We start from the raw sequence: 23,474 nt of genomic DNA, 5'->3' as shown, positions 1-23,474 counted from the left end.
AGTATCTTGGGAAACATAAAGGAAAGCTTAAGAACGAGAGGTCGCTATGACTCCCCTAATGTTGAGACAACTCTGGGCTTTAGTTGAGACAACTCAGTCCAACATTCTCTTAAGTTTGGATGATTCTAGTCTGGTGCAGTGGTTGTTACGTCAGGTGCGCTCCGAGCGATCGCTTGACCATCATGAACTTGATGCGCTCAGTGCTTATATTCAATCCAGACTACCGCTGATTCGGGACTTGGCCCAAGGGCGCTAAATTTAATATTTAATTTTCAATCTTTAAGTATTTTTTATTGTTTCACTCATGTAACCTGTCACTCCTCTCAGCCCTTCTACGCAATTTATCGTTTGTTTATGGGCGGAGAATTGTGCAATTAGATACAAACAGAAAGCTAAAAGCGTTGGATGGTAGTACAGTTCAGTGCAGCAACCGGAGTCTAGGTTGTTCCTGTTTCTCAGACTCTTATCTTGTGTAGCAGAGGCGAAGCTTGAGGCTCGTCGGTCCAGTGTCTGCTGTATAGGTTGAGTCCTGTTAAGCGTTTGGGCAGCTACTCCAGGCAATCTGCTATTGTGCCAATACTAATCTCTGTTTGTTGACATAGTGAGTGAGATTTATATGAGTAAGTGGGGTTCTCTGCTATTGGCAATGATGCTCGCCGTAGCACCAATAGCGGCTTGTAGTTCTTCATCCGATACGGCAGGAACCGAAGAGGGCGAAGGCGCTAGTGGTCACCTATCCACTGTTTTAGGGCGAGGCTCTTTAGTTTGTGGTGTAAACGGTCAGCTACCAGGGTTTAGTTTCGTCAATGAGACAGGCGAGTATTCGGGACTGGATGTTGATGTGTGTAAGGCGATCGCCGCTGCTATGTTCGATGATCCTGAGGCTGTTGAATATCGTAACCTCAGTGCCCAAGAGCGTTTTACTGCTGTTCAATCAGGCGAGATTGACGTGTTGATTCGCAACACAACTTGGACAATCAGCCGCGATACATCTGTTGGTATGGAGTTTGCACCTACCACCTTTTACGATGGTCAGGGCATGATGGTGCCCGTCGCGAGTGGCGTTGAAGATTTGGAAGGACTAGCAGGAAAATCTATCTGTGTGCAGTCGGGTACTACAACAGAGTTGAACTTAACCGATCAGATGCGGAAGATTGGCGCTGAATTTACCCCAATTGTATTCGACGACGAAGATGCGGTTTATGCAGCCTATGCTCAAGGGCGCTGCCAGGGTGTAACCTCTGACCGCTCTCAGCTTACTGCTCGTCGTGAAACCCTAGCAGCTCCCGACGAACATGTGGTGTTAGATGTGGTGATGTCGAAAGAACCACTTGGACCAGCGGTTGCTAACGGGGATACGCAGTGGTCTGACGCTGTGAAGTGGATTACCTATGCTTTGATCCAGGCTGAGGAGTTCGGCATTACCTCTGAAAATATCGCCGAGTTTGAAAATAGCGAAGATCCAAGCATTCGGACTTTCTTGGGTTTAGAAGGGAGTTTGGGATCGGATATGGGCTTACCAAATGACTTTACAGCTCGTGCGATTAGAGCCGTGGGCAACTATGGTGAGATTTATGAACGCAACATCGGTGAACCGTTTGGACTAGAGCGTGGACCAAACGAACTTTGGACGAACGGAGGATTGCTCTACGCTCCTCCTTTCCGCTAATGCTCAGGAGCTAGTAGCTAGGCTCACCTTTTGGACTATTAGCTGTTAGAGTTTGCCGCAAGACTGATTTGTCATGTACTTTTGCGTGACAAATCAGTCGTCATTAAATCGATCTTCTGAAAGTCTGGACAATCTCCTAGTTCCTAACACCAGTTTTTAGCCCTGGGTCATTCGATCAATGGATGAAAAGATTCCGTTTTGGCGTGACGATCGCGTCCTTAAAATTATCGGACAAGTGATAGCAGTGGTCGTGTTTGTCACGGTCATGCTGATCTTGGGAAGCAATATCGCCCGTAACTTTCAAAGTTTAGGCATTACATTCGGATTTGGTTTTTTAAGACGAGCCGCTTCTTTTGGTATTGGTGATACGCCAATTCCCTATACTCCCAGTGATTCCTATGGGCGGGCTGTTTTAGTTGGATTGGTCAACTCATTGCGAGTGATGATCCTGGGCATTATCTTAGCCACTGTGGTTGGGATCGCTGTAGGAGTTGCCCGTCTTTCAGACAACTGGCTGCTCAAACAGATTGCTGGCATCTATGTAGAGCTTTTCCGCAACACACCTCTGTTGCTGCAATTATTTTGCTGGTACTTTGCGGTTTTTCTTAATCTCCCTGGCGACCTTGAAAATCCACCGCGCCTTCCAGGGCCTATTTTTCTGACTCAGCGTGGAGTTGATATGCCCTGGCCAGACGGAACGCTGCAAACCTGGCTGTCAGTGGCATTTTTGCTAATTAGTGCAGTTTTAGCCTTTATTATCTGGCGACGGCGCACCACGGCGATGGTGCAGCGCGGAGAGTCAGGGCGATCGCTCCAGATGATCTTGATCGGCATTGGCCTTCTTGCTCTGTTAGCTCTGATCTTCGGGCTTCAGTGGGATCGCCCAAACCTATCTGAAGGAGCAATTACTGGCGGGCTAAACCTCTCTCCAGAATTTGGAGCGGTGCTATTTGGATTGATCTTTTACACGGCTGCTTTTATTGCTGAAGTGGTTCGGGCAGGAATTCAATCTGTTACCAAGGGGCAATGGGAAGCCGCTAGAGCTTTGGGACTAAGACCTACATTAGCTATGCGGTTGGTAATTTTCCCACAGGCATTGCGGGTGATGATTCCACCACTGACGAGTGAGTACCTGAATCTGGCAAAAAACTCTAGTTTGGCGATCGCTGTGGGATACGCCGATGTGTATGCTACTTCTTTTACGACCTCAAACCAAACTGGACGCACCATCGAAATGATCCTGATTCTGATGGCAACCTACCTGACCATTAATCTAATCATTTCCTTAGGAATGAATACATTTAACCGCTCCGTTCAAATGAAAGAGCGTTAACTTGCTGTCTGCATTCTTCTACCTTTGACCTCCCATGACCACAACAAATCCAGAGCCAAGTGTCATTGCGGCTCCCCCGATTACCCAGATCAGCCCCGGAGCATGGGTTAAAAAAAACCTGTTTAGCGATTGGTTTAACACTATTCTGACAATTGTTTGCTTGGGGGCGATCGCCTGGTTAGGCTACGGGCTGCTCACCTGGATCTTTACTCAGGCTCAATGGCAGGTTGTTCCAGCCAACTTGAGACTGTTTTTTGTAGGGCGATATCCTGCTCCACTCATGTGGCGACCTTGGACAGCATTGGGTATTATTGCCGTTTCAGCTGGGCTAACCTGGGGAATTTTAGCTCGCTCAACCTGGTTGTTTAATCGAACGGGGTTGATTTTCTTGGGTGTGCTCGCGGTGCTTTTCGTCGCGTTGTCCGTTCCCGTTAGTCTCAACACGAGTCTTTTGCTCTTAGCGATATTAGGGCTTAGCGTCGCCGCTGCCTTTGCTGGTCAACAAATCGGACAACGCTTTCCGACTTTGGTTTCCTGGCTGGCATTAGGTTGGCTAGGAATTTTCTTCATCGTCTTTGGTCTGATTCGCGGCGGGTTGTTTCTTCGAGAGGTCAGACTCGATGACCTCAGCGGATTATTGCTGACTCTACTTACTGCAATTGTCAGCATTGTCCTTTCCTTCCCAATTGGAATTTTGTTAGCACTGGGACGACAGAGCAATTTACCCGTCGTTCGCTGGATGTCGATTGGCTTCATTGAAATTATTCGAGGTCTACCGCTGATTACAATTCTGTTTATGTCTTCGCTGCTGGTCCCGCTGATCTTGCCACCTAATGTGCGGATTGATCGGGTGGTTCGAGCGATCGCGGGGTTAACCCTGTTTAGCGCTGCCTATCTAGCAGAAAATGTGCGGGGCGGTTTGCAATCCATTCCTAGAGGACAAGCTGAAGCCGCAAAAGCGTTAGGACTTAGCGCTCCTCTGGTGACAGTGCTGATCATTTTGCCGCAGGCGCTCAAAGCAGTTATTCCTACTATTGTGGGGCAGTTTATCAGCTTATTTAAAGACACTTCCTTACTCGCTATCATCGGCTTTGCAGAACTATTAGGAATTTCTCAATCCATCCTGTCTAACCCCAATTTTCTGGGTCGCTACCAGGAAGTTTATGCTTTTGACACGGTCATTTATTTCTGCTGCTGCTATGCAATGGCGTTAGCGAGCCGTCGTCTTGAAAAACAACTCAGAACTGAAAACCGATAAGTGTAATCGCTAACAGTTTGATTCCTTGCAGCAGCGTTATGTTGACGTGTAAAGCAAGTAGAACAGTTCGCTGTTCTGGCGCTAAAATCTAATAACTTCCACGACTTCAAAAAATCCCTTTAATTAGGACACGAATCCACTTAACGTCTCAAGGAATAAGCAAAATGACTCAAGCTCAAACTGATGCCGTTCAGCCCGAAATTGGTTCGGAAAAAGTCATCATCGCTAGAGACGTTGAAAAGTGGTATGACAACAACTTTCACGTTTTGCGTGGCGTTAGCCTAAGTGTGAATAAGGGTGAAGTGGTTGTTGTGATGGGCCCTTCTGGTTCCGGTAAATCTACCTTTATTCGCACTTTTAATGCGCTAGAGTCTTACCAGAAAGGAAGCATTGAAATTGATGGCATAAAGCTTTCCCATGACCTGAAAAACATTGAGACCATCCGTCGAGAAGTGGGAATGGTGTTCCAACAGTTCAACCTGTTCCCTCACTTAACAGTCCTGAAAAATGTTACGCTCTCGCCCATTTGGGTGCGTCGCTGGCCCAAAGCAAAGGCAGAAGAAGTCGCACTACAACTGCTGGAGCGAGTCGGCATCCTGGAGCAAGCGCACAAGTTTCCAGGGCAGCTTTCTGGAGGACAACAACAGCGGGTGGCGATCGCTCGTGCTTTAGCAATGCAGCCTAAGATCATGCTGTTTGATGAACCCACCTCTGCGCTTGACCCGGAAATGGTTCGTGAAGTACTGGACGTAATGCGAACTTTGGCCAATTCGGGGATGACGATGGTTTGCGTCACTCATGAAGTGGGTTTTGCGCGAGAAGTTGCTGATCGCGTAGTGCTAATGGATAGCGGTGTGCTGGTAGAAGAAGCTACGCCCGAAGAATTTTTCCAAAATCCAAAAGAAGAGCGGACGCAGAAATTCCTCTCTCAAATCCTCTGATTGCAGATGTCATACTGGAGAAGCACTGCTCTCTCCGGTTGACATGCTAGGAACCTTTCAACAAAGTAATCTCCGCATTGAAGTCGAAGCGTCAGAGGTAGACATTCGACACAGTCTTCTCCGTCCAGCCGAGTTTCAACAGTGGTTAGCTCCACAAACTTTTTCAGCAGGACTTCCCGATCAGCTAGCTTCAGGTACTGTTTACACCAGTTGGCTTGGGCCTTTAGCCATTCAACATCAGGTAGATTTGGCTGAACCTAATGGCTTACGGTTATTGCTGAGCCAAGGTATTGATGGGTACCACGAATGGTACTGGGGAGAAGGCTGGATTCAGTCTTGCTTAGCAGGGGTTTCAATTTTGCCACTGAGCCTTGGACAAACGTTAAGTCTGCTGCGACTTCAGCAGTTCTTGAAGAGTAAGTAGAATTTCCAGGTTACTCTACGGTAAATCTTCCTCTCTCATGTCCTGCATCCTTAGCCTGACTGAGTCGGCATGAGAGGGTAAGCCTTCTGCTTGAGCCAATAGGTCAATGGCACCAGCAACCTGCTGGAGTGCAGCAGGAGAATACTGAATCAAACTGGAAGCTTTCATAAAGGTTTCTACCCCAAGCGCAGAGGCATAGCGGGCTGAGCCAGAGGTAGGCAGGGTATGGTTTGGTCCTGCCAAGTAGTCTCCAACTGCTTCAGGAGTAGAACAACCTAAGAAAATAGCTCCCGCATGACGAATTTCCTCAATCAGGCTCCAGGGGTCGGCAACTTCTAGCTCTAAATGTTCTGGTGCAAACTCATTCGACAGCTCAGCCGCTGTTGAGAGTGAATCAACAATCACAACCAGTCCGTAATGGGCGATCGCCTTTTCTGTTAACAGATTACGAGGATGATTAATCAGTTGCTTGTCAACCTCTGCGACCACCTGCCGCGCCAATCCTGAATCTGGGGTCAGCAAAATTGTAGCAGCTAGGGGATCATGCTCTGCCTGCGCCAGCAAGTCTGCCGCAACGTGAGCAGGGTTAGCTGTGCCATCGGCAATAATAAGCACTTCTGATGGTCCCGCCAGGGAGTCAATCCCAACCGTGCCGTAGACCAATTTCTTCGCTAAGGTCACGTAGATGTTGCCTGGTCCAGTGATCACATCTACTTTCGGAATTGTTTCAGTCCCATAAGCAAGAGCAGCGATCGCCTGAGCGCCACCTACCCGATAAATTTCCTGTACGCCCGCTTCTTGTGCAGCCACTAAAACTGCAGCGTTAACCGCTTTGTTGGGTCCAGGAGGGGTCACCATCACGATTTGGGGCACCTTCGCCACCTTCGCTGGAATCGCATTCATCAACACCGTACTGGGGTAGGATGCCCGCCCCCCCGGAACGTAAAGTCCGGCTCGATCCACTGGCGTATAGCGTTTTCCCAAAACAATCTCGTGATCCCCAAACTGCACCCAGCTTTTAGGGACACGCTGACGGTGAAAGGACTCGATATTGCGACAGGCTAATCGGATTGCGTCCAGCAACTCCTTGGAGACTTGCTGATAGGCTGCATCGAGTTCTGAACCGCTAACTCTCAGCTCTTCAGGCTTGAGAAGTTGCCCATCAAACTCCTCTGTGTAGTGCAGTAGGGCACGATCCCCTTGACGCTTGACTGCTTGAAGCACTTCCCGAACCGTTGCCTCTTTATGGACAACTTGGTCATCGTGGGTGCGATCGCAGATCCGTCGCAATTCAGTTTGTGCTTCAGACCGCTGAGTAATAATTCGCAGCATCGCCACTTTAATTTAGAAATGCTAATCCGGGATAACCCGCTTAACTACCACAAGTTCTGAGGGTCGCTAAACCTCATAAATTCTAGCGGTTACAGCCGCCATTCTGAACCTGTATGTATCTAGCTTAACCTGGATTTTCCGATGATATGTATTGTTTCAGTAGATGCTAGACTAATTTGTCTGGTAATTTCTCTAATCATTCGCTAGAATGATTAGTCGCTATAAGCTCTCCCATAAGCAAGCTAACCTGAAGATTAACTGTGGCAAATATTAAGTCCGCTATCAAGCGCGTTAAAATTGCGGAGCGCAACCGTCTCCGTAACAAGTCGTACAAGTCAGCAGTCAAAACGTTGATGAAACGTTACCTTACTGCTGTCGAGGCGTATGCTGCTAACCCTACTCCTGACTCAAAGGAGGAAGTTCAACAGCGCATGTCGGCTGCTTTCAGCAAAATTGACAAAGCCGTGAAGAAGGGTGTGATTCACCCCAACACCGGTGCCCGGAAGAAGTCTCGCCTTGCTAAAGTTTTGAAAGCTCACGAAGCACCCGTTTCCCAGGCTTCCTAAAGACTTTTTAGTTTTTAGAGTTGGGTTAAGGCATGGGCAAGTAAGCTTCGGAGAAACTATGCAGTTGATTGATACTCACGTTCACCTCAACTTTGAGAGCTTTCAGCCTGATTTGGCAGCGATCGCTCAAAATTGGCGTGAAGCTGGAGTTGTGCGTCTTGTGCATTCTTGTGTCGAGCCAACTGAGTTCAGCAAAATTCAATCCATTGCCGATCAGTTTCCTGAGCTGTCTTTTGCTGTCGGTTTACATCCGCTAGATGTAGACAAATGGGAAGCTGACTCTGCTAGTCAACTCCTGGCTCTAGCTCAATCTGATTCCAGAGTGGTAGCAATTGGAGAAACCGGGCTGGACTTTTACAAGGCTGAGAATCAAGTGCAGCAAGAAGCTGTCTTTATGGCTCAGTTGGCGATCGCCCAACAGCTTGATTTGCCCGTAATCGTCCACTGCCGTGATGCTGCGTCTCTAATGGCAGAGTTGTTGCGTTCCTTCTGGAACCAGCACGGCCCGGTCAAAGGTGTAATGCACTGCTGGAGCGGTACCCCCGAAGAAACCCAGTGGTTTTTAGATCTAGGGTTCTATATCAGCTTCAGCGGCATTGTGACCTTTAAAAACGCTCTCCAGGTGCAAGCTTCGGCTCAGATGATTCCAAGCGATCGCATCTTAATCGAAACGGACTGTCCTTTTCTGTCTCCTGTGCCTAAGCGCGGTGAGCGGCGCAATCAGCCCGCTTATGTCCGTTATGTAGCAGAGCAAATCGCTCGTTTGCGTCAAGTTTCTTTAGAAGACATTGCGAACCAAACCACCGCGAACGCTTGTCGCCTTTTTGGGTTGTCATTGCCCTACCCTGCGTCAAGTGCAAGCCAACCTTTGGTCAATGTGCCTAGTTAGTTGACGCGTCCCTCGGCGATCGGCTAACCGTCCGGTACTAGCAGAAAACCGGCAACACGAATTGAAATGCTTGCGACATAATGGTCTTTAGGTGTATACAATCATTGAAAACCGTTGACAAAGTCGAGCCATGTGAATTAGCAGTTAGAGTCACATCCCATTTTGTCCTTGACGGTTCACCCAAGCTAGCGGAGCTTCTGCCTAATGTCTTTCTAAGCAAACTTCTACCGTTCAGCAAAGTGGATTGTCCTCTAGCTACAAACGAACCACCCCAAGTTACTCGCCGATATTGGAACTCATCCCAAGCTTTTTAGCTAAAACCAAACCTATCTAACTCTAAGTTAGTTTCAGTCCTCTTTGCTTTGAGGTCTGATTTTTTCATTGACATATCCACACAGATACTATAATATCTGGGACTCGCCCTGAGCGTGACCCGTTCAAGGAGACGCATGACTAACCTAACCCAAACTGCACCCGCCTTCGCCCTACCAGATTTAGTTGAAATTCAGCGGGCTAGTTTCCGTTGGTTTCTAGAAGAAGGACTGATTGAAGAATTAGAAAGTTTCTCACCCATAACCGACTATACAGGCAAACTGGAGCTGCACTTCCTGGGGAAGGACTACAAGCTCAAGCGACCAAAATACGACGTTGATGAAGCAAAACGGCGGGACAGTACCTACGCCGTTCAGATGTATGTCCCTACCCGGTTGATTAATAAAGAAACCGGAGAGATCAAAGAGCAAGAAGTCTTCATCGGAGACTTACCGTTGATGACCGATCGGGGAACGTTCATCATCAATGGTGCAGAGCGGGTCATTGTCAACCAAATTGTTCGTAGTCCTGGGGTTTACTACAAAGCCGAGACTGACAAAAACGGGCGACGCACCTACAACGCGAGTCTAATCCCTAACCGTGGGGCTTGGCTAAAGTTTGAGACTGACAAGAATGACTTAGTTTGGGTACGTATTGATAAAACCCGCAAGCTCTCGGCTCAGGTATTGCTTAAAGCACTGGGTTTGAGCGATGGGGAAATTTTTGATGCACTGCGTCACCCCGAATATTTCCAGAAAACAATTGAGAAAGAGGGGCAGTTCAGCGAAGAAGAAGCGCTGATGGAACTGTACCGGAAGCTGCGTCCCGGTGAACCACCCACCGTTTCGGGTGGACAGCAGCTTCTAGACTCTCGCTTCTTTGACCCCAAACGGTATGACTTGGGGCGGGTGGGTCGCTATAAGCTCAACCGCAAGCTGAGACTTAACGTTCCAGAAGCAACACGGGTGCTAACGCCTCAAGATATCTTGGCGGCGATCGATTACTTGATCAACCTGGAATTTGATATTGGCAGTGTGGACGATATTGACCACTTAGGTAATCGTCGAGTTCGCTCGGTGGGTGAACTGCTACAAAACCAGGTGAGAGTAGGATTGAACCGCTTGGAACGCATCATTCGAGAACGAATGACTGTTTCTGATGCTGATTCTCTGACTCCCGCTTCACTGGTTAACCCCAAGCCTCTGGTTGCTGCAATCAAAGAGTTCTTTGGTTCATCCCAACTCTCACAGTTCATGGATCAAACCAATCCTCTAGCAGAGCTAACGCACAAGCGTCGTCTGAGTGCTTTGGGGCCAGGTGGTTTGACCCGTGAACGGGCAGGTTTTGCAGTGCGGGATATTCACCCATCACACTATGGTCGCATTTGTCCTATTGAGACTCCTGAAGGACCAAACGCAGGCTTGATTGGTTCTCTAGCGACCCATGCGCGGGTCAACTCTTACGGTTTCATCGAAACACCCTTTTATCCAGTTGAGAATGGACGGGTTCTGAAGGAGCAGTCGCCGCTCTACATGACAGCGGATGAGGAAGACGATCTGCGGGTTGCTCCGGGCGATATTCCCATGGATGAAAACGGCTACATCTTGGGTGAGTCTGTAGCGGTTCGCTACCGTCAGGATTTCACCACGACAACGCCTACCGAGGTGGACTACGTGGCGGTTTCCCCCGTGCAGATCATCTCAGTAGCGACCTCCCTCATCCCGTTCCTAGAGCACGATGACGCGAACCGGGCATTGATGGGATCAAACATGCAGCGTCAAGCGGTGCCTCTGCTACGTCCTGAGCGTCCTCTGGTAGGTACCGGGTTAGAAGCTCAGGCAGCGCGTGACTCTGGTATGGTTACCGTTAGCCGACTGGATGGGGAGATTTCTTATGTAGATGCCAATCGCATTCGGGTCAGAAATGCTGAAGGCAAAGAAGTAGAGCATCTGCTGCAAAAATACCAGCGCTCTAACCAGGACACCTGTCTAAATCAGCGACCGATTGTGTTTGTGGGCGATCGCGTCGTCACGGGTCAAGTCCTGGCAGATGGTTCTGCTACTGAGGGCGGTGAAATTGCTTTAGGGCAAAACGTCATCGTCGCCTACATGCCTTGGGAAGGCTACAACTACGAGGATGCCATCCTAATTAGCGAACGTCTGGTTTACGACGATGTTTATACTTCCATCCACATTGAGAAGTATGAAATTGAGGCTCGTCAGACCAAGCTTGGACCTGAAGAGATTACCCGTGAAATTCCTAACGTCGGTGAGGATGCCCTGCGTCAGCTAGATGAAGAAGGCATTATCCGAATTGGAGCCTGGGTCGAAGCAGGAGACATTCTGGTGGGTAAAGTGACTCCTAAGGGAGAATCTGACCAGCCGCCAGAAGAAAAATTGCTGCGAGCCATCTTCGGTGAAAAAGCTAGAGACGTGCGCGACAACTCCTTGCGCGTTCCCAACGGTGAAAAAGGTCGCGTTGTAGACGTGCGGAAGTTTACCCGTGAGCAGGGAGACGAACTGCCTCCTGGCGCAAACATGGTTGTCCGCGTCTACGTTGCCCAAAAGCGGAAGATCCAAGTCGGCGACAAGATGGCAGGTCGGCACGGCAACAAGGGAATTATTTCTCGAATTTTGCCCAAGGAGGACATGCCCTATCTGCCAGATGGTTCTCCAGTTGATATCGTGCTGAACCCTCTGGGTGTCCCTTCCCGGATGAACGTTGGACAGGTGTTTGAATGTTTGCTGGGATGGGCTGGACACAATCTGGGCGTGCGGTTCAAGATGACTCCCTTCGACGAAATGTATGGCGAAGAGGCATCTCGAACGACGACTCACGGCAAGATCCAGGAAGCTCAAGCCGCAACAGGTCAAGACTGGGTGTTTAACCCCGATACACCAGGCAAGATTCAGGTGTATGACGGTCGTACCGGCGAACCTTTCGATCGCCCCATCACGGTGGGTGCAGCCTACATGCTGAAGCTGGTGCATCTGGTCGATGACAAGATTCACGCTCGTTCTACAGGTCCTTACTCGCTGGTTACTCAGCAGCCTTTGGGTGGTAAGGCTCAGCAAGGTGGTCAGCGCTTTGGTGAAATGGAAGTGTGGGCACTGGAGGCTTTTGGTGCTGCTTACACGCTGCAAGAGCTGTTAACCGTTAAGTCGGACGATATGCAGGGACGCAACGAAGCACTCAATGCGATCGTCAAAGGCAAGGCAATTCCTCGACCAGGAACTCCAGAATCCTTCAAGGTATTGATGCGTGAGCTTCAGTCCCTTTGCTTAGACATTGCAGCCCACAAGCTGGAAACCAAGGAAGACGGAACGAGCCGGGATGTTGAAGTTGACCTGATGGCAGACGTAAGCAACCGCCGCACTCCATCTCGCCCCACCTACGAATCGATTTCTCGCGACGAGATGGAAGAAGTGGAAGATTAGGCAGCTAATGGTCAGGGCAGCAGTCAGCTATAAAGCTTGCACGTAGCTGACTGCTTGTACCTGACAACGGGTTTGTATGAATTGCCAGGATAAAGAGGAAATTATTAGCAATGCCGAAGCTAGAACAGCGGTTTGACTATATCAAGATTGGTCTAGCGTCACCCGAGCGGATTCGCCAGTGGGGAGAGCGGACTCTTCCTAACGGAATGTTGGTTGGCGAAGTGACCAAACCTGAAACTATTAACTACCGGACACTAAAGCCGGAAATGGACGGCTTGTTCTGTGAGCGAATTTTTGGTCCAGCCAAGGACTGGGAGTGTCACTGCGGTAAGTACAAGCGGGTTCGTCACCGGGGTATTGTGTGTGAGCGCTGCGGCGTAGAGGTTACGGAATCTCGCGTTCGCCGTCATCGCATGGGCTATATCAAACTAGCTGCTCCTGTTGCACACGTTTGGTATCTCAAGGGCATCCCCAGCTACATGGCAATTTTGCTAGACATGCCGCTGCGGGATGTTGAGCAGATTGTTTACTTCAACGCCTACGTGGTGCTGAATCCTGGCAATGCCGAAAATCTTACCTATAAGCAGCTTCTCACTGAAGATCAGTGGATCGAGATTGAAGATCAGCTTTATAGCGAAGATTCTCAACTTGCAGGGATTGAAGTTGGAATCGGCGCAGAGGCTCTCCAGCGCTTACTGCAAGATCTGAATCTGGAAACGGAAGCGGAGCAGTTACGGGAAGAGATTGCGACGGCAAAAGGACAAAAACGCGCCAAGTTAATTAAGCGTCTGCGGGTAATTGACAACTTCATTGCGACGGGATCGCTCCCTGAATGGATGGTGCTATCGGTGATTCCCGTGATCCCACCTGACCTGCGCCCAATGGTGCAGTTGGATGGTGGACGATTTGCCACTTCTGACCTGAACGACCTCTATCGCCGAGTTATCAACCGGAACAATCGCTTAGCTCGTCTCCAGGAAATTTTGGCTCCTGAGATCATCGTCCGCAACGAAAAGCGGATGCTGCAAGAAGCCGTAGACGCGCTGATTGATAACGGTCGTCGCGGTCGTACTGTTGTCGGTGCGAACAACCGACCGCTCAAATCCCTCTCTGACATTATTGAAGGGAAGCAGGGTCGATTCCGCCAAAATCTGTTGGGTAAGCGGGTCGATTACTCTGGACGTTCTGTAATTGTGGTTGGACCCAAGCTGAAGATTCACCAGTGTGGTCTGCCGAGAGAGATGGCGATCGAGCTATTCCAACCCTTCGTGATCCATCGGTTGATTCGCCAGGGTTTGGTCAACAACATCAAAGCAGCGAAAAAACTGATTCAGCGCAATGATCCCAGCGTTTGGGACGTGTTGGAGGAGGTTATTGAGGGGCACCCCGTGATGTTAAACCGTGCTCCAACGCTTCACCGTTTAGGTATTCAAGCATTTGAGCCAATTCTGGTTGAAGGCCGTGCTATTCAGATTCATCCTCTCGTTTGTCCTGCGTTTAACGCAGACTTTGATGGTGACCAAATGGCAGTGCACGTTCCTCTCTCGCTAGAAGCTCAGGCTGAAGCCAGACTGTTGATGTTGGCATCAAACAATATTCTTTCCCCAGCGACGGGTCGACCTATTGTCACGCCTAGCCAAGATATGGTCTTGGGTTGCTATTACCTGACAGCCGAAAACCCAATTGAGCAAAAAGGAGAAGGTCGTTACTTCTCTACCTTGGACGATGCAATTCTTGGCTATGAGCAGGGTCAGGTAGACATCCATGCCTATGTTTGGGTGCGGTTTGATGGGGCAGTTGAGGACGAGGGAGCAGGTAGTCATGAGCTGCTAAAAGAAGAAAAATCCCCAGATGGTACGGTGACGAGATACTACAAGTTCCGTCGGATTCGAGAGGATGCAGACGGAAACCGCATTTCCCAATACATTCGCACCACTCCCGGTCGCATCATCTACAACCGAACAATTCAAAACGCCTTGGTTTAAGCCGAGGTAATCGGTCGTCAGCGGTTTTGCTTCAACTCAGTTATTGAATTGAGCTTAATCGCTGACTGCTTAATCGCTATTTTTTATGGGGCGGAGACAAATAATGGCAGAGCACAACTCAACTCAGAAGCAGGAGCAGGAATTTATTTTCCGTAATCGCGTCGTCAATAAGGGACAGCTACGCAGGCTAATTGCCTGGGCTTTCACCAACTATGGCACGGCACGAACTGCTCAAATGGCGGACGAGCTGAAGGATTTGGGGTTTCGATACGCAACCAAGGCGGGTGTGTCGATTAGTGTAGATGATTTGCAGGTTCCACCCAGCAAGCGTCGCCTACTGGAAGCTGCCGAAGAAGAAATTCGTCAAACTGAAACGCGTTATACCAGAGGCGATATTACTGAGGTCGAACGTTTCCAGAAAGTAATTGACACTTGGAACGACACCAGCGAAGAACTGAAAGATGAAGTGGTGCGCCACTTTGAATCTAGCGATCCGCTGAATTCGGTTTACATGATGGCATTCTCTGGAGCACGAGGAAACATTTCTCAGGTGCGTCAGTTGGTAGGAATGCGGGGTCTGATGGCTAACCCTCAAGGGGAAATCATCGACTTGCCCATTAAAACCAATTTCCGAGAAGGCTTAACCGTAACGGAGTACATCATCTCCTCCTATGGTGCGCGTAAAGGATTGGTCGATACCGCCCTGAGAACGGCGGACTCTGGGTACCTCACCCGTCGTTTGGTAGACGTTTCTCAGGATGTGATTATTCGAGAACTGGATTGCGGTACCCAGCGAGGTATTCCAGTTCGCAGTATGACCGACGGTGAACGGGTTTTGATTCCGCTGAAAGACCGTTTGCTGGGTCGAGTCATCGCTCAAGACATTATCCACCCAGAAACGGGTGAAGTCGTTGCACCTCGAAACCAGGCTATTTCTGATGACTTGGCTCAGTTGGTCGGCAAGTTAGGACTGAGTGAAGTAGTGGTACGATCGCCTCTCACTTGCGAGGCTACTCGCTCGGTTTGTCAGCACTGCTACGGTTGGAGCTTAGCCCATGCCTATATGGTTGACCTGGGTGAAGCAGTTGGAATCATCGCTGCACAATCTATTGGTGAGCCAGGTACGCAGCTGACCATGCGGACCTTCCACACGGGGGGTACGTTTACGGGTGAGACAGTGCCTCAGATTCGGGCATCGTTTGATGGCGTGGTTCGCCTATCCAAGCCCAAACAGCTGAGAGCGCGGGCATTCCGCACCCGTCATGGTGAAGACGCGCTGATTATGGAGGCAACGGTTGATGTCAGCGTTGAATCGGCTAGCGGTCAAAAGGAAACAACTACGATTCCTCCCGGTTCTATTCTCTTTTCACCAGAAGGTACTGCAGTCAAAGCGGGGCAGATGATCGCTGAGATGCCTGCAGCAGGGCGCGTTCGCAAGGTAACTGAAAAAGCTACTAAAGACGTTGCCTCCGACCTGGCAGGTGAAGTGAAGTTTGCTGATCTGGTTCCTGAGGAGAAGAAAGACCGTCAGGGTAACACCACCCGAATTGCTCAAAGGGGCGGCTTGGTTTGGATTCTCTCAGGTGAAGTTTATAACTTGCCACCTGGAGCGGAGCCTGTTGTCAAAAATGGCGATCGCGTTGATGCCAATAGCATCCTGGCAGAAACCAAACTTATTACAGAGCATGGTGGCGTTGTCCGGATTCCTCAAGAGAGCGAAGGCAAAGGTGGGCGTGAAGTCGAAATCATTACGGCCTCTGTTTTGCTAGACCAGGCACGTGTACATGCTGAGAGCTATCAGGGTAGAGAACACTACCTGATTGAAACGCCTCACAACCAGCGCTTTTCTCTCATTGCTACCCCTGGCACTAAAGTGACTAACAATCAGGTTGTTGCCGAACTGATTGACGATCGCTACCGCACCCAAACTGGTGGAATTATCAAATATTCTGGCGTAGAGGTTGCCAAGCGGGGCAAAGCTAAGCAGGGTTATGAAGTCGTAAGCGGTGGAACCTTGCTGTGGATTCCAGAAGAATCTCACGAAGTCAACAAAGACATCTCTTTGCTCCTAGTCGAAGACGGTCAATACGTTGAGGCAGGCACAGAGGTTGTTAAAGACATCTTCTGCCAAAGCAATGGTGTCGTTGAAGTTACCCAGAAGAACGATATTCTACGCGAAATCGTGATCAAGCCAGGTGAACTTCACATGGCAGACAATCCCGAAGCGGTCATGAATAAGGATGGCTCGATCGCCAATCCAGGGCAAGAAGTGATGCCAGGGCTGTCTGTCAGCGATTTGCGCTACATCGAATACGTAGAAACTCCTGAAGGTCCAGCGCTGCTGCTGCGCCCCGTGACTGAGTTTGCTGTCCCTGACATCCCTTCGGTGCCGAGTCAAGAATCGACCAACGAGGAATCGGGACGCTCTATTCAGCTTCGTGCGATCCAGCGCATTCCTTACAAGGATGGAGAGCGGGTGAAATCGGTTGAAGGCTTAGAATTGCTGCGGACTCAACTGGTGTTAGAGATCGACAAAGATGCTCCCCAGCTTGCAGCAGACATCGAGCTTGTTCCCGATGAATCTGACCCAGACTCAATGCGCTTGCAGCTAGTGATTCTAGAATCACTCGTGATTCGTCGAGATGTATCAGCTGACCAAACTCAGGGCAGTACTCAAACTCGCATCTTGGTCAAAGATGGAGATCAGATTGCACCGGGTGCTGTGGTTGCTCGTACTGAAATTCAGTGTAAAGAAGCTGGAGAAATTCGCGGTATTCGAGAAGGCGCGGAGGCAATCCGCCGAGTTCTTGTCGTCCGTGATGTAGACCGCGTTACGGTAGACCTGAAAGGCGAAAAGGCGACTGTGCAACGAGGTGATCTGTTAGTAGCAGCCACAGAGATTGCACCAGGAGTCAGACTAGAAGATTCTGGTCAAGTTGTTCGAGTGACAGACGAGGCGGTGACATTGCGAATTGCACGTCCTTATCGAGTATCACCGGGTGCCGTTCTGCATATTGATGATGGAGATCTGGTGCAGCGGGGTGACAACCTGGTACTCCTGGTGTTTGAGCGGACGAAGACGGGAGACATCATTCAAGGTCTACCTCGGATTGAAGAACTCTTGGAAGCTCGTAAGCCCAAAGAAGCCTGTATTCTAGCGGCTCGTCCTGGCACTGCTCAGGTGGTTTACAGCGATGATGAAACTGTCGAAGTCAAAATTATTGAAGCAGACGGCGTAATCACGGAGTATCCCATTGGACCTGGACAGAACGTCATCGTTGTAGATGGTCAGGAAGTATTGGCGGCTGAACCCCTCACCGATGGTCCTGCTAACCCTCACGAAATTCTGGAAGTCTTCTTCAAGCTGCATCGAGAAACGCTGGGCGTTCACGAATCTGCCTTGATCAGCTTAGAGAGGGTACAAAACTTCCTGGTAAATGAGGTTCAGTCTGTTTACCAATCTCAGGGCATCGACATTTCTGACAAGCACATTGAGGTGATTGTCCGGCAGATGACCTCAAAAGCCAGAGTGGACGATGGTGGCGACACCAGTATGCTTCCCGGTGAGTTGGTTGACATGCACCAAATTGAGCAAGTCAACGAGGCCATGTCGATTACGGGTGGCGCGCCTGCTGAGTACACCCCGATGCTGTTAGGTATCACAAAGGCTTCTTTGAATACCGACAGTTTCATCTCAGCCGCCAGCTTCCAGGAAACCACCAGGGTTCTTACAGAAGCAGCGATCGAAGGGAAGTCAGACTGGTTACGAGGACTAAAGGAGAACGTGATCATCGGTCGCTTGATTCCGGCGGGTACAGGCTTCAATGCTTACGAAGAAGTGGGTAGCCCCGACCTGGATCTAAGCTTTGATGGCAGCGTCTTTGATGATGATGTTGATCTCAAGGATGTCGTTTTAGACGATCGTACCGCTCGTACCTATGAGTTAGAGGGAGGCTTTGATGTCTTCCCACCACCAGAAGGTTTGCGTAGCGGACGAGATGAGATACTGGAGCCTATTAGCAGTCGCCCCCCCGGCTTTAGCTTTGGTAGCCAAGAAAGTCCAGAAGAGGATGAAGAGGACTCCTACTCTCCCATCCTGGATGACGACTTTGAAGATGAGGTGGACGACGAGGAGGAATAGACTCGAAGTCATACCTTATAAAGATCACGTAAGAAGGTGAGGGCAGTGCCCTTACCCTTTCTAAAAATTAGGGCACCCCGCAGCGCGGGGTGCCCTTCTATCTATTGCCTTAATTTTTGGAATTGGTACTAAGCAAAAGCTATGGAGTGGGTTGAAGTTCGGCTGTACGAACAGAAACCTGTTGGGTGCGATCGCCCCTTTGTACTCTCAGCCGCAGCGTTCTACCCACTCCACTCCGATCAACTAAATTTTGCAGTTGGTCGGCGGTCCTCACGGCTTGTCCATCAACCTGAGTAATGACATCACCTCGACGCAGTCCAGCTTCAGCCGCAGGCGCATTTTGTATCACACCCACAATCAGAACCCCGTTAACTTCGGGTAGGACAATGCTGGAGTTAGGATCGTCGTTATTCTGCTTTGCCAAGTCCGGCGTGAGTGTGGCGATCTGTACCCCTAAATAGGGGTGGGAAACGCTTTCACCTCTAGCCAGGCGATCGGTAATTTCCTTAGCCAGGTTGATTGGAATTGCAAAACCAATCCCGGTCGCATTTGCTCTGATTGCTGTATTGATTCCAATTACCTCACCTCGTGCATTCAGTAGCGGACCACCAGAATTACCAGGGTTAATAGCAGCATCAGTTTGAATAAACTCTAATCGCTTGTCAGGAATTCCGACGAGGGCACTAGAGCGATTCAGTGTACTCACAATTCCTAAAGTGACGGTGTTGTCGAGTCCGAGCGGGTTGCCAACGGCGATCGCCCAATCTCCAACTTGTACCTGATCTGAGTCGCCCACTGGTGAAACAGGCAAATTGTCTCCCTCGATCTTGACGACTGCCAAATCTGTCACTTCATCTGAACCCCGCACCTCCCCAGAAAACGTGCGTCCGTCTTTGAGCGTCACCCGAACACTATCTGCCCGATCCACAACATGAGCATTCGTCACAATAATTCCACTGCTGTCGATGATGAAGCCTGACCCCTGACCAATTTGACGTTCTTCATAGGGTTGAGGTGCGGCTCCTCCAAAATAGCGGCGGAAAAATGGATCGTTAAAAAACGGATCAACGCTACGGGTAATAGTCCGTTCTGTATCAATCCGGACGACCGCTGGCCCGACTTGATTGACAGCCGCTGCTACAAAACTTTCCGTGCTAGCCGCAGCAGAAGGAGCCTGTGCCAGAATCTGTCTAGTCGGAGAGATTGGAATTGCCCACGCAGGAGCAGCTTGAAGCGTCCCAAACGCCAAGACTGTCACCAAAAACAGCACAAAGATACGAGTCATCATGGGTCGTAAGCGTTGTAAGTGAGAGAAAAAATCACAGATCTGCATAGTGTCTACTTGTAACCGCTGAGCAAACTTCGGTTGATCAGGAGTCAAGAACTAGGTCACACCCTAGCTAAAAGACTAGAACTCCAAAAGGAGATACAGCGATTCTCACTTCGAGAAGGTGCGTTTAGCGGAATTGCAGTACCAATTCCCCAAAAACGCACCCTTATCGCTTATGAGTCGCTCTATCTAGTCAAATTCTAGCTATTGTATTGTCCAGTCTGTAGGAAATAGGTGTGAGAGAATAATTTTGAACCCAGCTGAGAACCCGTGTCTAGTGCGGCCTTGTTGAAGCTGCACTAGGATAGAATCGAGAAAACGTGAACAATCGTACCACCATGGCAGCTTCTGAGTTACCTTTGCATTCAGCGATCGACCATTCCCAGTCCGATCATGCTCACGAAGACCAGCCCAACCATCCCCACGTTCACAGTCAAGAGTCCTTACGGCGGATTATTAATCGGCTCTCACGCATTGAAGGGCACATTCGCGGCATCAAGGTCATGGTGCAAGAGAGCCGCCCCTGTCCAGATGTGTTAGTGCAAATTGCCGCTGTGCGTGGAGGATTAGATCGGGTTGCGCGAATTATACTAGACGAGCATTTGACGGAATGCGTTGGACGAGCCGCCAAACAAGGCAATATCGAAGTTGAAATTGAAGAGTTAAAGTCAGCTTTAGATCGGTTTCTCCCGTAATTCTGATGCTGTCAGTGTAGGATTGACTTCGGTATAGCTGAGTTTTTATGGCTAAGTTTTACAGTGAATTAACTCCGTCCTTGCAAGAATTCATTGCTGAGCAAAAGCTGTTTTTTACAGCATCAGCTCCAACTGAAGGACGAGTAAATTTGTCTCCCAAAGGCATCGATACCTTTCGGTGCATTGATTCTAAAACCGTTGCCTATCTAGATCTGACTGGAAGTGGCAATGAAACAGCGGCTCATCTGCATGAAAACGGTCGTATGACGATTATGTTTTGCAGTTTCACCGAGCAGCCACTGATTTTGCGCCTCTACGGGCAGGGCAAGGCGATTCGTCCCAGGCACCCGGAGTGGCAGGAGTTTTATCCGTTGTTTAATGTCACTCCTGGCGAACGCCAGATCATTGTGCTGACGGTTGAAGCAGCTCAAACATCCTGTGGTTATGGAGTGCCACTTTATGAATTTAAGCAGCAGCGAGAAACATTGATCAATTGGGCAGAAAAGAAGGGAGATAGTGGCATCGAGCAATATTGGCACGACAAGAATCAGAAAAGTATTGACGGCTTACCTACCCAGATCTTTAGTGATTGACGGCTTATTCCTCTTGCCAGTTTGTCTTGTCAAAATTGCCCTGCGGCTTGCAGTTCTTCCTCAAGTAATTCATAGTAAACCTCCGGCAGGCTGGCAGTCATGGCGTTAGTTTCGATGCCATAGCCAAGGCTTGTCCAGGTGCCTGAGAGAATTTGCAGAACTTCTTCAATATTGCCTGACCTAAGCAATGCTGAAAGGTCAACTCCCCAGGCTTGAGAGTCGGTAAGCCAGTCGTAAACGACCTCATCTTGAAACTCCGGGGCAAAGCTATAGGTTTTACGAAATAGAAACGCGGGGGGCTTAGAGTGATACTCTCTTGCCTTTTCCAGCCAGGTAGTTGTGAGAAACTGGTAGCGTCCTGCTGCGGTTGTACAGTCGCCCAGGTTAGGTCCAGCGACGATTGGAATGCAACGATCGGGGTGGCTGCTGAGGTCTTGAATGCGATCGCCCCCATACATGATCGAATAAGGCTGGGGGTCGCTAGACTCGCTCACAGAAATCGTTCGCATCAGCGCCCGAATATAGGGATCGCCGCCCCGCATTGCTAGAGGAATGGGATGTCCATCCCAGTTGGGGTCAAGGGGCAGTCCAATTAAACTCCCTTGCCAATCCTTCGACATGAGCGTCAGACTCATGCCCACAATGCTCAAAATAATTAGAAAGTGCCAAAATGAACCAGAGTTTTGCTCCCGTTCGGCGGCTGAAAGCTTTTCGGAAGCTTGCGAGGGCGATGGACGCACTGAGTCGGCTACCTTTTTGCTTGTATTTCAATCAAGCTATGCTAGCAAACAACTCCTCAAATGGCTTCACTGGTGCTTCCGGTTTTGCCACAATTTCTACAATTTTGTTGCGAGCGGTAGACTGAAAGAGCGATTCTACGCAGACTTGCGCTACTTTCGTACGGGGAATGCTGCCGTCGAACAGCGTATCTGCGCTTGCCATGACGATGCGATCGCTATTGTCTTCGTTTTTTAGCCCTCCCGGTCGCACAATCGTGTAGGGCAAGCCACTGCTTTGCAGATATTCCTCTGCCCGCTTCTTCCACACCAGAATTAGCCAAAACAGATTGAGCGGATGAAGAAACTGGGAGGTGCAGAGAGAGGAAACAAATACAAACTGCTCAATGCCAGTCGCTTTAGCTGCATCTACTAAGTTTTTGCTGCCCTCGTAATCCACTTTGTAAGGCCCGGTTGGGTCGAGGCTGGGGCTAGCTCCCGTCGCGCAGAGGAGTACGGTACTATCGGCGATCGCTGCCTTCAAACTCTCAAGCTGCAACACGTCACCCACCACTAGCTCAGCTTCAGCAGGTAGAATCTGCCGTCCCTTCTCTAAATCGCGCACCAATGCCCGAACGGGTATATTCCTTTGAACTAACTCTTGCACGATTCTCCGTCCGGTTTCACCGGTAGCCCCTGCTACAAATGCTTTCATGGTCTGTCTTTAAGTTGATGAATTAACGTTGATAAGTTGATGAATATGAATCTGAGATACAGGATCTCTGCTGGACTTTAAGGTAGAAATGGGTAATCTAGCCACAACAACATGTAGTTAAGTTAAGCTAGGCTCCAACGATTCACCTGAAATCACGTACAGCGATGATTTTGATCAAGTATGACAGCCGGATATCGCCTTATCTTTTCCGTAGATCAATCATGGTTGCCTTCTAGATCAAAAGATATGCTGAGTGAACTAGGTAATTGAATCCTCGATAGATAGATTTTTGCGTTTACCCCTGTGTCTCTGCCAAATCTAGGCACGGGTCGAGTCAAATAGTAAATTCAATAGCCACTATTGCAGACGAGATTGTAGGAAAGTATGTTTATGCAGGCCAACTCAGCAGATCATCAGCCCATCGAGAACTCAAACCCTATCTTGAGCGTCACATCAGGGTTGGTTGATGGTAATGTGCCTACTATGGAAGAGTCCGCCTACCTTGCCGAACCGACTTGCTTTCATGGCTACTACAAGGGCTGCATGGATATGTATGCTGATGCTGAGACCGTAGCCAAGTATTTAGATGCACATCATGGCTGGTTTCGCCGCTGTGCCCACCCGATGAAGGCAGAGCCGCTCGGAGAGAATGGCTATACGCTGATCATTGGACGGTTTGGCTCATTTGGTTATGAGGTGGAGCCTAAAGTTGGCTTAGATTTACTGCCTCAAGACCAGGGAGTTTATCGCATCAAAACGATTTCCATTCCTGGATATGAAGCACCTGGCTACGATGTAGACTTTCAGGCTGCTCTAGAACTGGTTGAGGCAAATGCTGAGGTAGATGCCTCAACAAAGCTGACTCAAGTGGTGTGGGAACTCAATTTAGAAGTGTATGTTCAGTTTCCTCGGTTTATTCATGCTTTGCCGAAGTCGTTAGTGCAATCGACGGGCGATCGCCTGCTCAACCAGGTTGTTAGACAGGTTTCTCGCTGCCTGACGCATAAGGTTCAGGAAGATTTCCACGCCAGCGTTAACGCACCTTTAGTTAAGAAATCTCGCAAAAAGTATCCCTGGAGCCGCAATCAAAATCCTTCTACGCACGACTAGAACTTTCTAGCTAGGGTGTCGGTCTTGG

At 49.4% G+C, this 23,474-nt stretch carries 18 protein-coding genes; 14 read left to right on the top strand and 4 right to left on the bottom strand.

The window, feature by feature from the left end:
* The first annotated feature begins 46 nt into the window (after nucleotides 1-46).
* The 6 genes from H6F93_RS18590 to H6F93_RS18565 all read left to right on the top strand — a co-directional run bounded on the left by H6F93_RS18590 (nucleotide 47) and on the right by H6F93_RS18565 (nucleotide 5,625).
* Entirely contained in the window at nucleotides 47-256 is a 210-nt protein-coding gene (locus H6F93_RS18590; RefSeq protein ID WP_190641991.1) for a hypothetical protein, read from the top strand.
* Nucleotides 257-616: 360 nt separating this feature from the next.
* On the top strand, nucleotides 617-1,669 hold the full coding sequence (locus H6F93_RS18585; protein WP_190683644.1) for an amino acid ABC transporter substrate-binding protein: 1,053 nt from the start codon (nucleotides 617-619) through the stop codon (nucleotides 1,667-1,669).
* 178 nt (nucleotides 1,670-1,847) lie between these two features.
* Nucleotides 1,848-3,002: an amino acid ABC transporter permease gene (locus tag H6F93_RS18580; RefSeq protein ID WP_190683640.1), complete on the top strand. Its 1,155-nt coding sequence runs from the start codon at nucleotides 1,848-1,850 to the stop codon at nucleotides 3,000-3,002.
* Nucleotides 3,003-3,036: 34 nt separating this feature from the next.
* A complete protein-coding gene (locus H6F93_RS18575; protein WP_190683637.1) occupies nucleotides 3,037-4,260 on the top strand; it encodes an amino acid ABC transporter permease in 1,224 nt (407 codons plus the stop codon).
* A 164-nt stretch (nucleotides 4,261-4,424) separates the two neighbouring features.
* Nucleotides 4,425-5,201 carry an amino acid ABC transporter ATP-binding protein gene (locus tag H6F93_RS18570; protein WP_190641995.1) on the top strand — a complete coding sequence of 259 codons (777 nt, stop codon included), beginning with the start codon at nucleotides 4,425-4,427 and terminating at the stop codon, nucleotides 5,199-5,201.
* A gap of 43 nt (nucleotides 5,202-5,244) precedes the next feature.
* Nucleotides 5,245-5,625, top strand: coding sequence for a hypothetical protein (locus tag H6F93_RS18565; protein WP_190683634.1), 381 nt, complete (start codon nucleotides 5,245-5,247; stop codon nucleotides 5,623-5,625).
* 15 nt (nucleotides 5,626-5,640) lie between these two features.
* On the opposite strand, the gene hisD is transcribed toward H6F93_RS18565, so the two are convergent.
* Nucleotides 5,641-6,957, bottom strand: coding sequence for a histidinol dehydrogenase (hisD, locus tag H6F93_RS18560; RefSeq protein ID WP_190683631.1), 1,317 nt, complete (start codon nucleotides 6,955-6,957; stop codon nucleotides 5,641-5,643).
* Nucleotides 6,958-7,217: 260 nt separating this feature from the next.
* Here hisD and rpsT point away from each other — a divergent pair, with 260 nt between their 5' ends.
* From rpsT to H6F93_RS18535, 5 genes are all read left to right on the top strand, one after another.
* Complete coding sequence (gene rpsT, locus H6F93_RS18555; protein WP_190641998.1) at nucleotides 7,218-7,523, top strand: 30S ribosomal protein S20; 306 nt, start codon at nucleotides 7,218-7,220, stop codon at nucleotides 7,521-7,523.
* Between the two features lie 58 nt (nucleotides 7,524-7,581).
* Nucleotides 7,582-8,412, top strand: coding sequence for a TatD family hydrolase (locus H6F93_RS18550; protein WP_190683628.1), 831 nt, complete (start codon nucleotides 7,582-7,584; stop codon nucleotides 8,410-8,412).
* Nucleotides 8,413-8,861: 449 nt separating this feature from the next.
* Complete coding sequence (gene rpoB / locus H6F93_RS18545) at nucleotides 8,862-12,161, top strand: DNA-directed RNA polymerase subunit beta (RefSeq protein WP_190642000.1); 3,300 nt, start codon at nucleotides 8,862-8,864, stop codon at nucleotides 12,159-12,161.
* Nucleotides 12,162-12,271: 110 nt separating this feature from the next.
* Nucleotides 12,272-14,146, top strand: a complete 1,875-nt coding sequence (locus tag H6F93_RS18540) for a DNA-directed RNA polymerase subunit gamma (RefSeq protein ID WP_190683625.1) — start codon at nucleotides 12,272-12,274, stop codon at nucleotides 14,144-14,146.
* Between the two features lie 103 nt (nucleotides 14,147-14,249).
* Nucleotides 14,250-18,287: a DNA-directed RNA polymerase subunit beta' gene (locus H6F93_RS18535; RefSeq protein WP_190642002.1), complete on the top strand. Its 4,038-nt coding sequence runs from the start codon at nucleotides 14,250-14,252 to the stop codon at nucleotides 18,285-18,287.
* Nucleotides 18,288-18,426: 139 nt separating this feature from the next.
* Here the strand turns inward: H6F93_RS18535 and H6F93_RS18530 are convergent, their stop codons facing one another.
* Entirely contained in the window at nucleotides 18,427-19,575 is a 1,149-nt protein-coding gene (locus H6F93_RS18530; RefSeq protein ID WP_206755746.1) for an HhoA/HhoB/HtrA family serine endopeptidase, read from the bottom strand.
* A gap of 380 nt (nucleotides 19,576-19,955) precedes the next feature.
* On the opposite strand from H6F93_RS18530, the gene H6F93_RS18525 reads away from it, so the two are divergent.
* Nucleotides 19,956-20,312 carry a metal-sensing transcriptional repressor gene (locus H6F93_RS18525; RefSeq protein WP_190683619.1) on the top strand — a complete coding sequence of 119 codons (357 nt, stop codon included), beginning with the start codon at nucleotides 19,956-19,958 and terminating at the stop codon, nucleotides 20,310-20,312.
* 47 nt (nucleotides 20,313-20,359) lie between these two features.
* A complete protein-coding gene (locus H6F93_RS18520; protein WP_190642005.1) occupies nucleotides 20,360-20,905 on the top strand; it encodes a pyridoxamine 5'-phosphate oxidase family protein in 546 nt (181 codons plus the stop codon).
* A 29-nt stretch (nucleotides 20,906-20,934) separates the two neighbouring features.
* On the opposite strand, the gene H6F93_RS18515 is transcribed toward H6F93_RS18520, so the two are convergent.
* Nucleotides 20,935-21,645, bottom strand: coding sequence for a glycoside hydrolase family 24 protein (locus H6F93_RS18515; RefSeq protein WP_347277317.1), 711 nt, complete (start codon nucleotides 21,643-21,645; stop codon nucleotides 20,935-20,937).
* 31 nt (nucleotides 21,646-21,676) lie between these two features.
* Nucleotides 21,677-22,336 (bottom strand): SDR family oxidoreductase, encoded by a 660-nt coding sequence (locus H6F93_RS18510; RefSeq protein WP_190683616.1) that lies wholly within the window; start codon nucleotides 22,334-22,336, stop codon nucleotides 21,677-21,679.
* Between the two features lie 390 nt (nucleotides 22,337-22,726).
* Here H6F93_RS18510 and H6F93_RS18505 point away from each other — a divergent pair, with 390 nt between their 5' ends.
* On the top strand, nucleotides 22,727-23,446 hold the full coding sequence (locus H6F93_RS18505; RefSeq protein WP_190683613.1) for a DUF1997 domain-containing protein: 720 nt from the start codon (nucleotides 22,727-22,729) through the stop codon (nucleotides 23,444-23,446).
* Nucleotides 23,447-23,474: the final 28 nt, after the last annotated feature.

The sequence above is a fragment of the Leptolyngbya sp. FACHB-671 genome (assembly GCF_014695745.1).
In the GTDB taxonomy this organism is placed as follows: Bacteria; Cyanobacteriota; Cyanobacteriia; order Elainellales; family Elainellaceae; genus JAAUTN01.
Note: the sequence above shows the minus strand (reverse complement) of the source record. Positions and strands in the feature narration are given on the sequence as shown.

Coding starts and splice junctions, on each gene's coding strand:
- H6F93_RS18525 (WP_190683619.1), top strand. CDS start 19,956: ATGGCAGCTTCTGAGTTACCTTTGCATTCAGCGATCGACCATTCCCAG.
- H6F93_RS18520 (WP_190642005.1), top strand. CDS start 20,360: ATGGCTAAGTTTTACAGTGAATTAACTCCGTCCTTGCAAGAATTCATT.
- H6F93_RS18575 (WP_190683637.1), top strand. CDS start 3,037: ATGACCACAACAAATCCAGAGCCAAGTGTCATTGCGGCTCCCCCGATT.
- H6F93_RS18530 (WP_206755746.1), bottom strand. CDS start 19,575: ATGATGACTCGTATCTTTGTGCTGTTTTTGGTGACAGTCTTGGCGTTT.
- H6F93_RS18550 (WP_190683628.1), top strand. CDS start 7,582: ATGCAGTTGATTGATACTCACGTTCACCTCAACTTTGAGAGCTTTCAG.
- H6F93_RS18565 (WP_190683634.1), top strand. CDS start 5,245: ATGCTAGGAACCTTTCAACAAAGTAATCTCCGCATTGAAGTCGAAGCG.
- H6F93_RS18590 (WP_190641991.1), top strand. CDS start 47: ATGACTCCCCTAATGTTGAGACAACTCTGGGCTTTAGTTGAGACAACT.
- H6F93_RS18570 (WP_190641995.1), top strand. CDS start 4,425: ATGACTCAAGCTCAAACTGATGCCGTTCAGCCCGAAATTGGTTCGGAA.
- rpoB (WP_190642000.1), top strand. CDS start 8,862: ATGACTAACCTAACCCAAACTGCACCCGCCTTCGCCCTACCAGATTTA.
- H6F93_RS18505 (WP_190683613.1), top strand. CDS start 22,727: ATGCAGGCCAACTCAGCAGATCATCAGCCCATCGAGAACTCAAACCCT.
- H6F93_RS18535 (WP_190642002.1), top strand. CDS start 14,250: ATGGCAGAGCACAACTCAACTCAGAAGCAGGAGCAGGAATTTATTTTC.
- H6F93_RS18580 (WP_190683640.1), top strand. CDS start 1,848: ATGGATGAAAAGATTCCGTTTTGGCGTGACGATCGCGTCCTTAAAATT.
- H6F93_RS18585 (WP_190683644.1), top strand. CDS start 617: ATGAGTAAGTGGGGTTCTCTGCTATTGGCAATGATGCTCGCCGTAGCA.
- H6F93_RS18540 (WP_190683625.1), top strand. CDS start 12,272: ATGCCGAAGCTAGAACAGCGGTTTGACTATATCAAGATTGGTCTAGCG.
- hisD (WP_190683631.1), bottom strand. CDS start 6,957: ATGCTGCGAATTATTACTCAGCGGTCTGAAGCACAAACTGAATTGCGA.
- H6F93_RS18510 (WP_190683616.1), bottom strand. CDS start 22,336: ATGAAAGCATTTGTAGCAGGGGCTACCGGTGAAACCGGACGGAGAATC.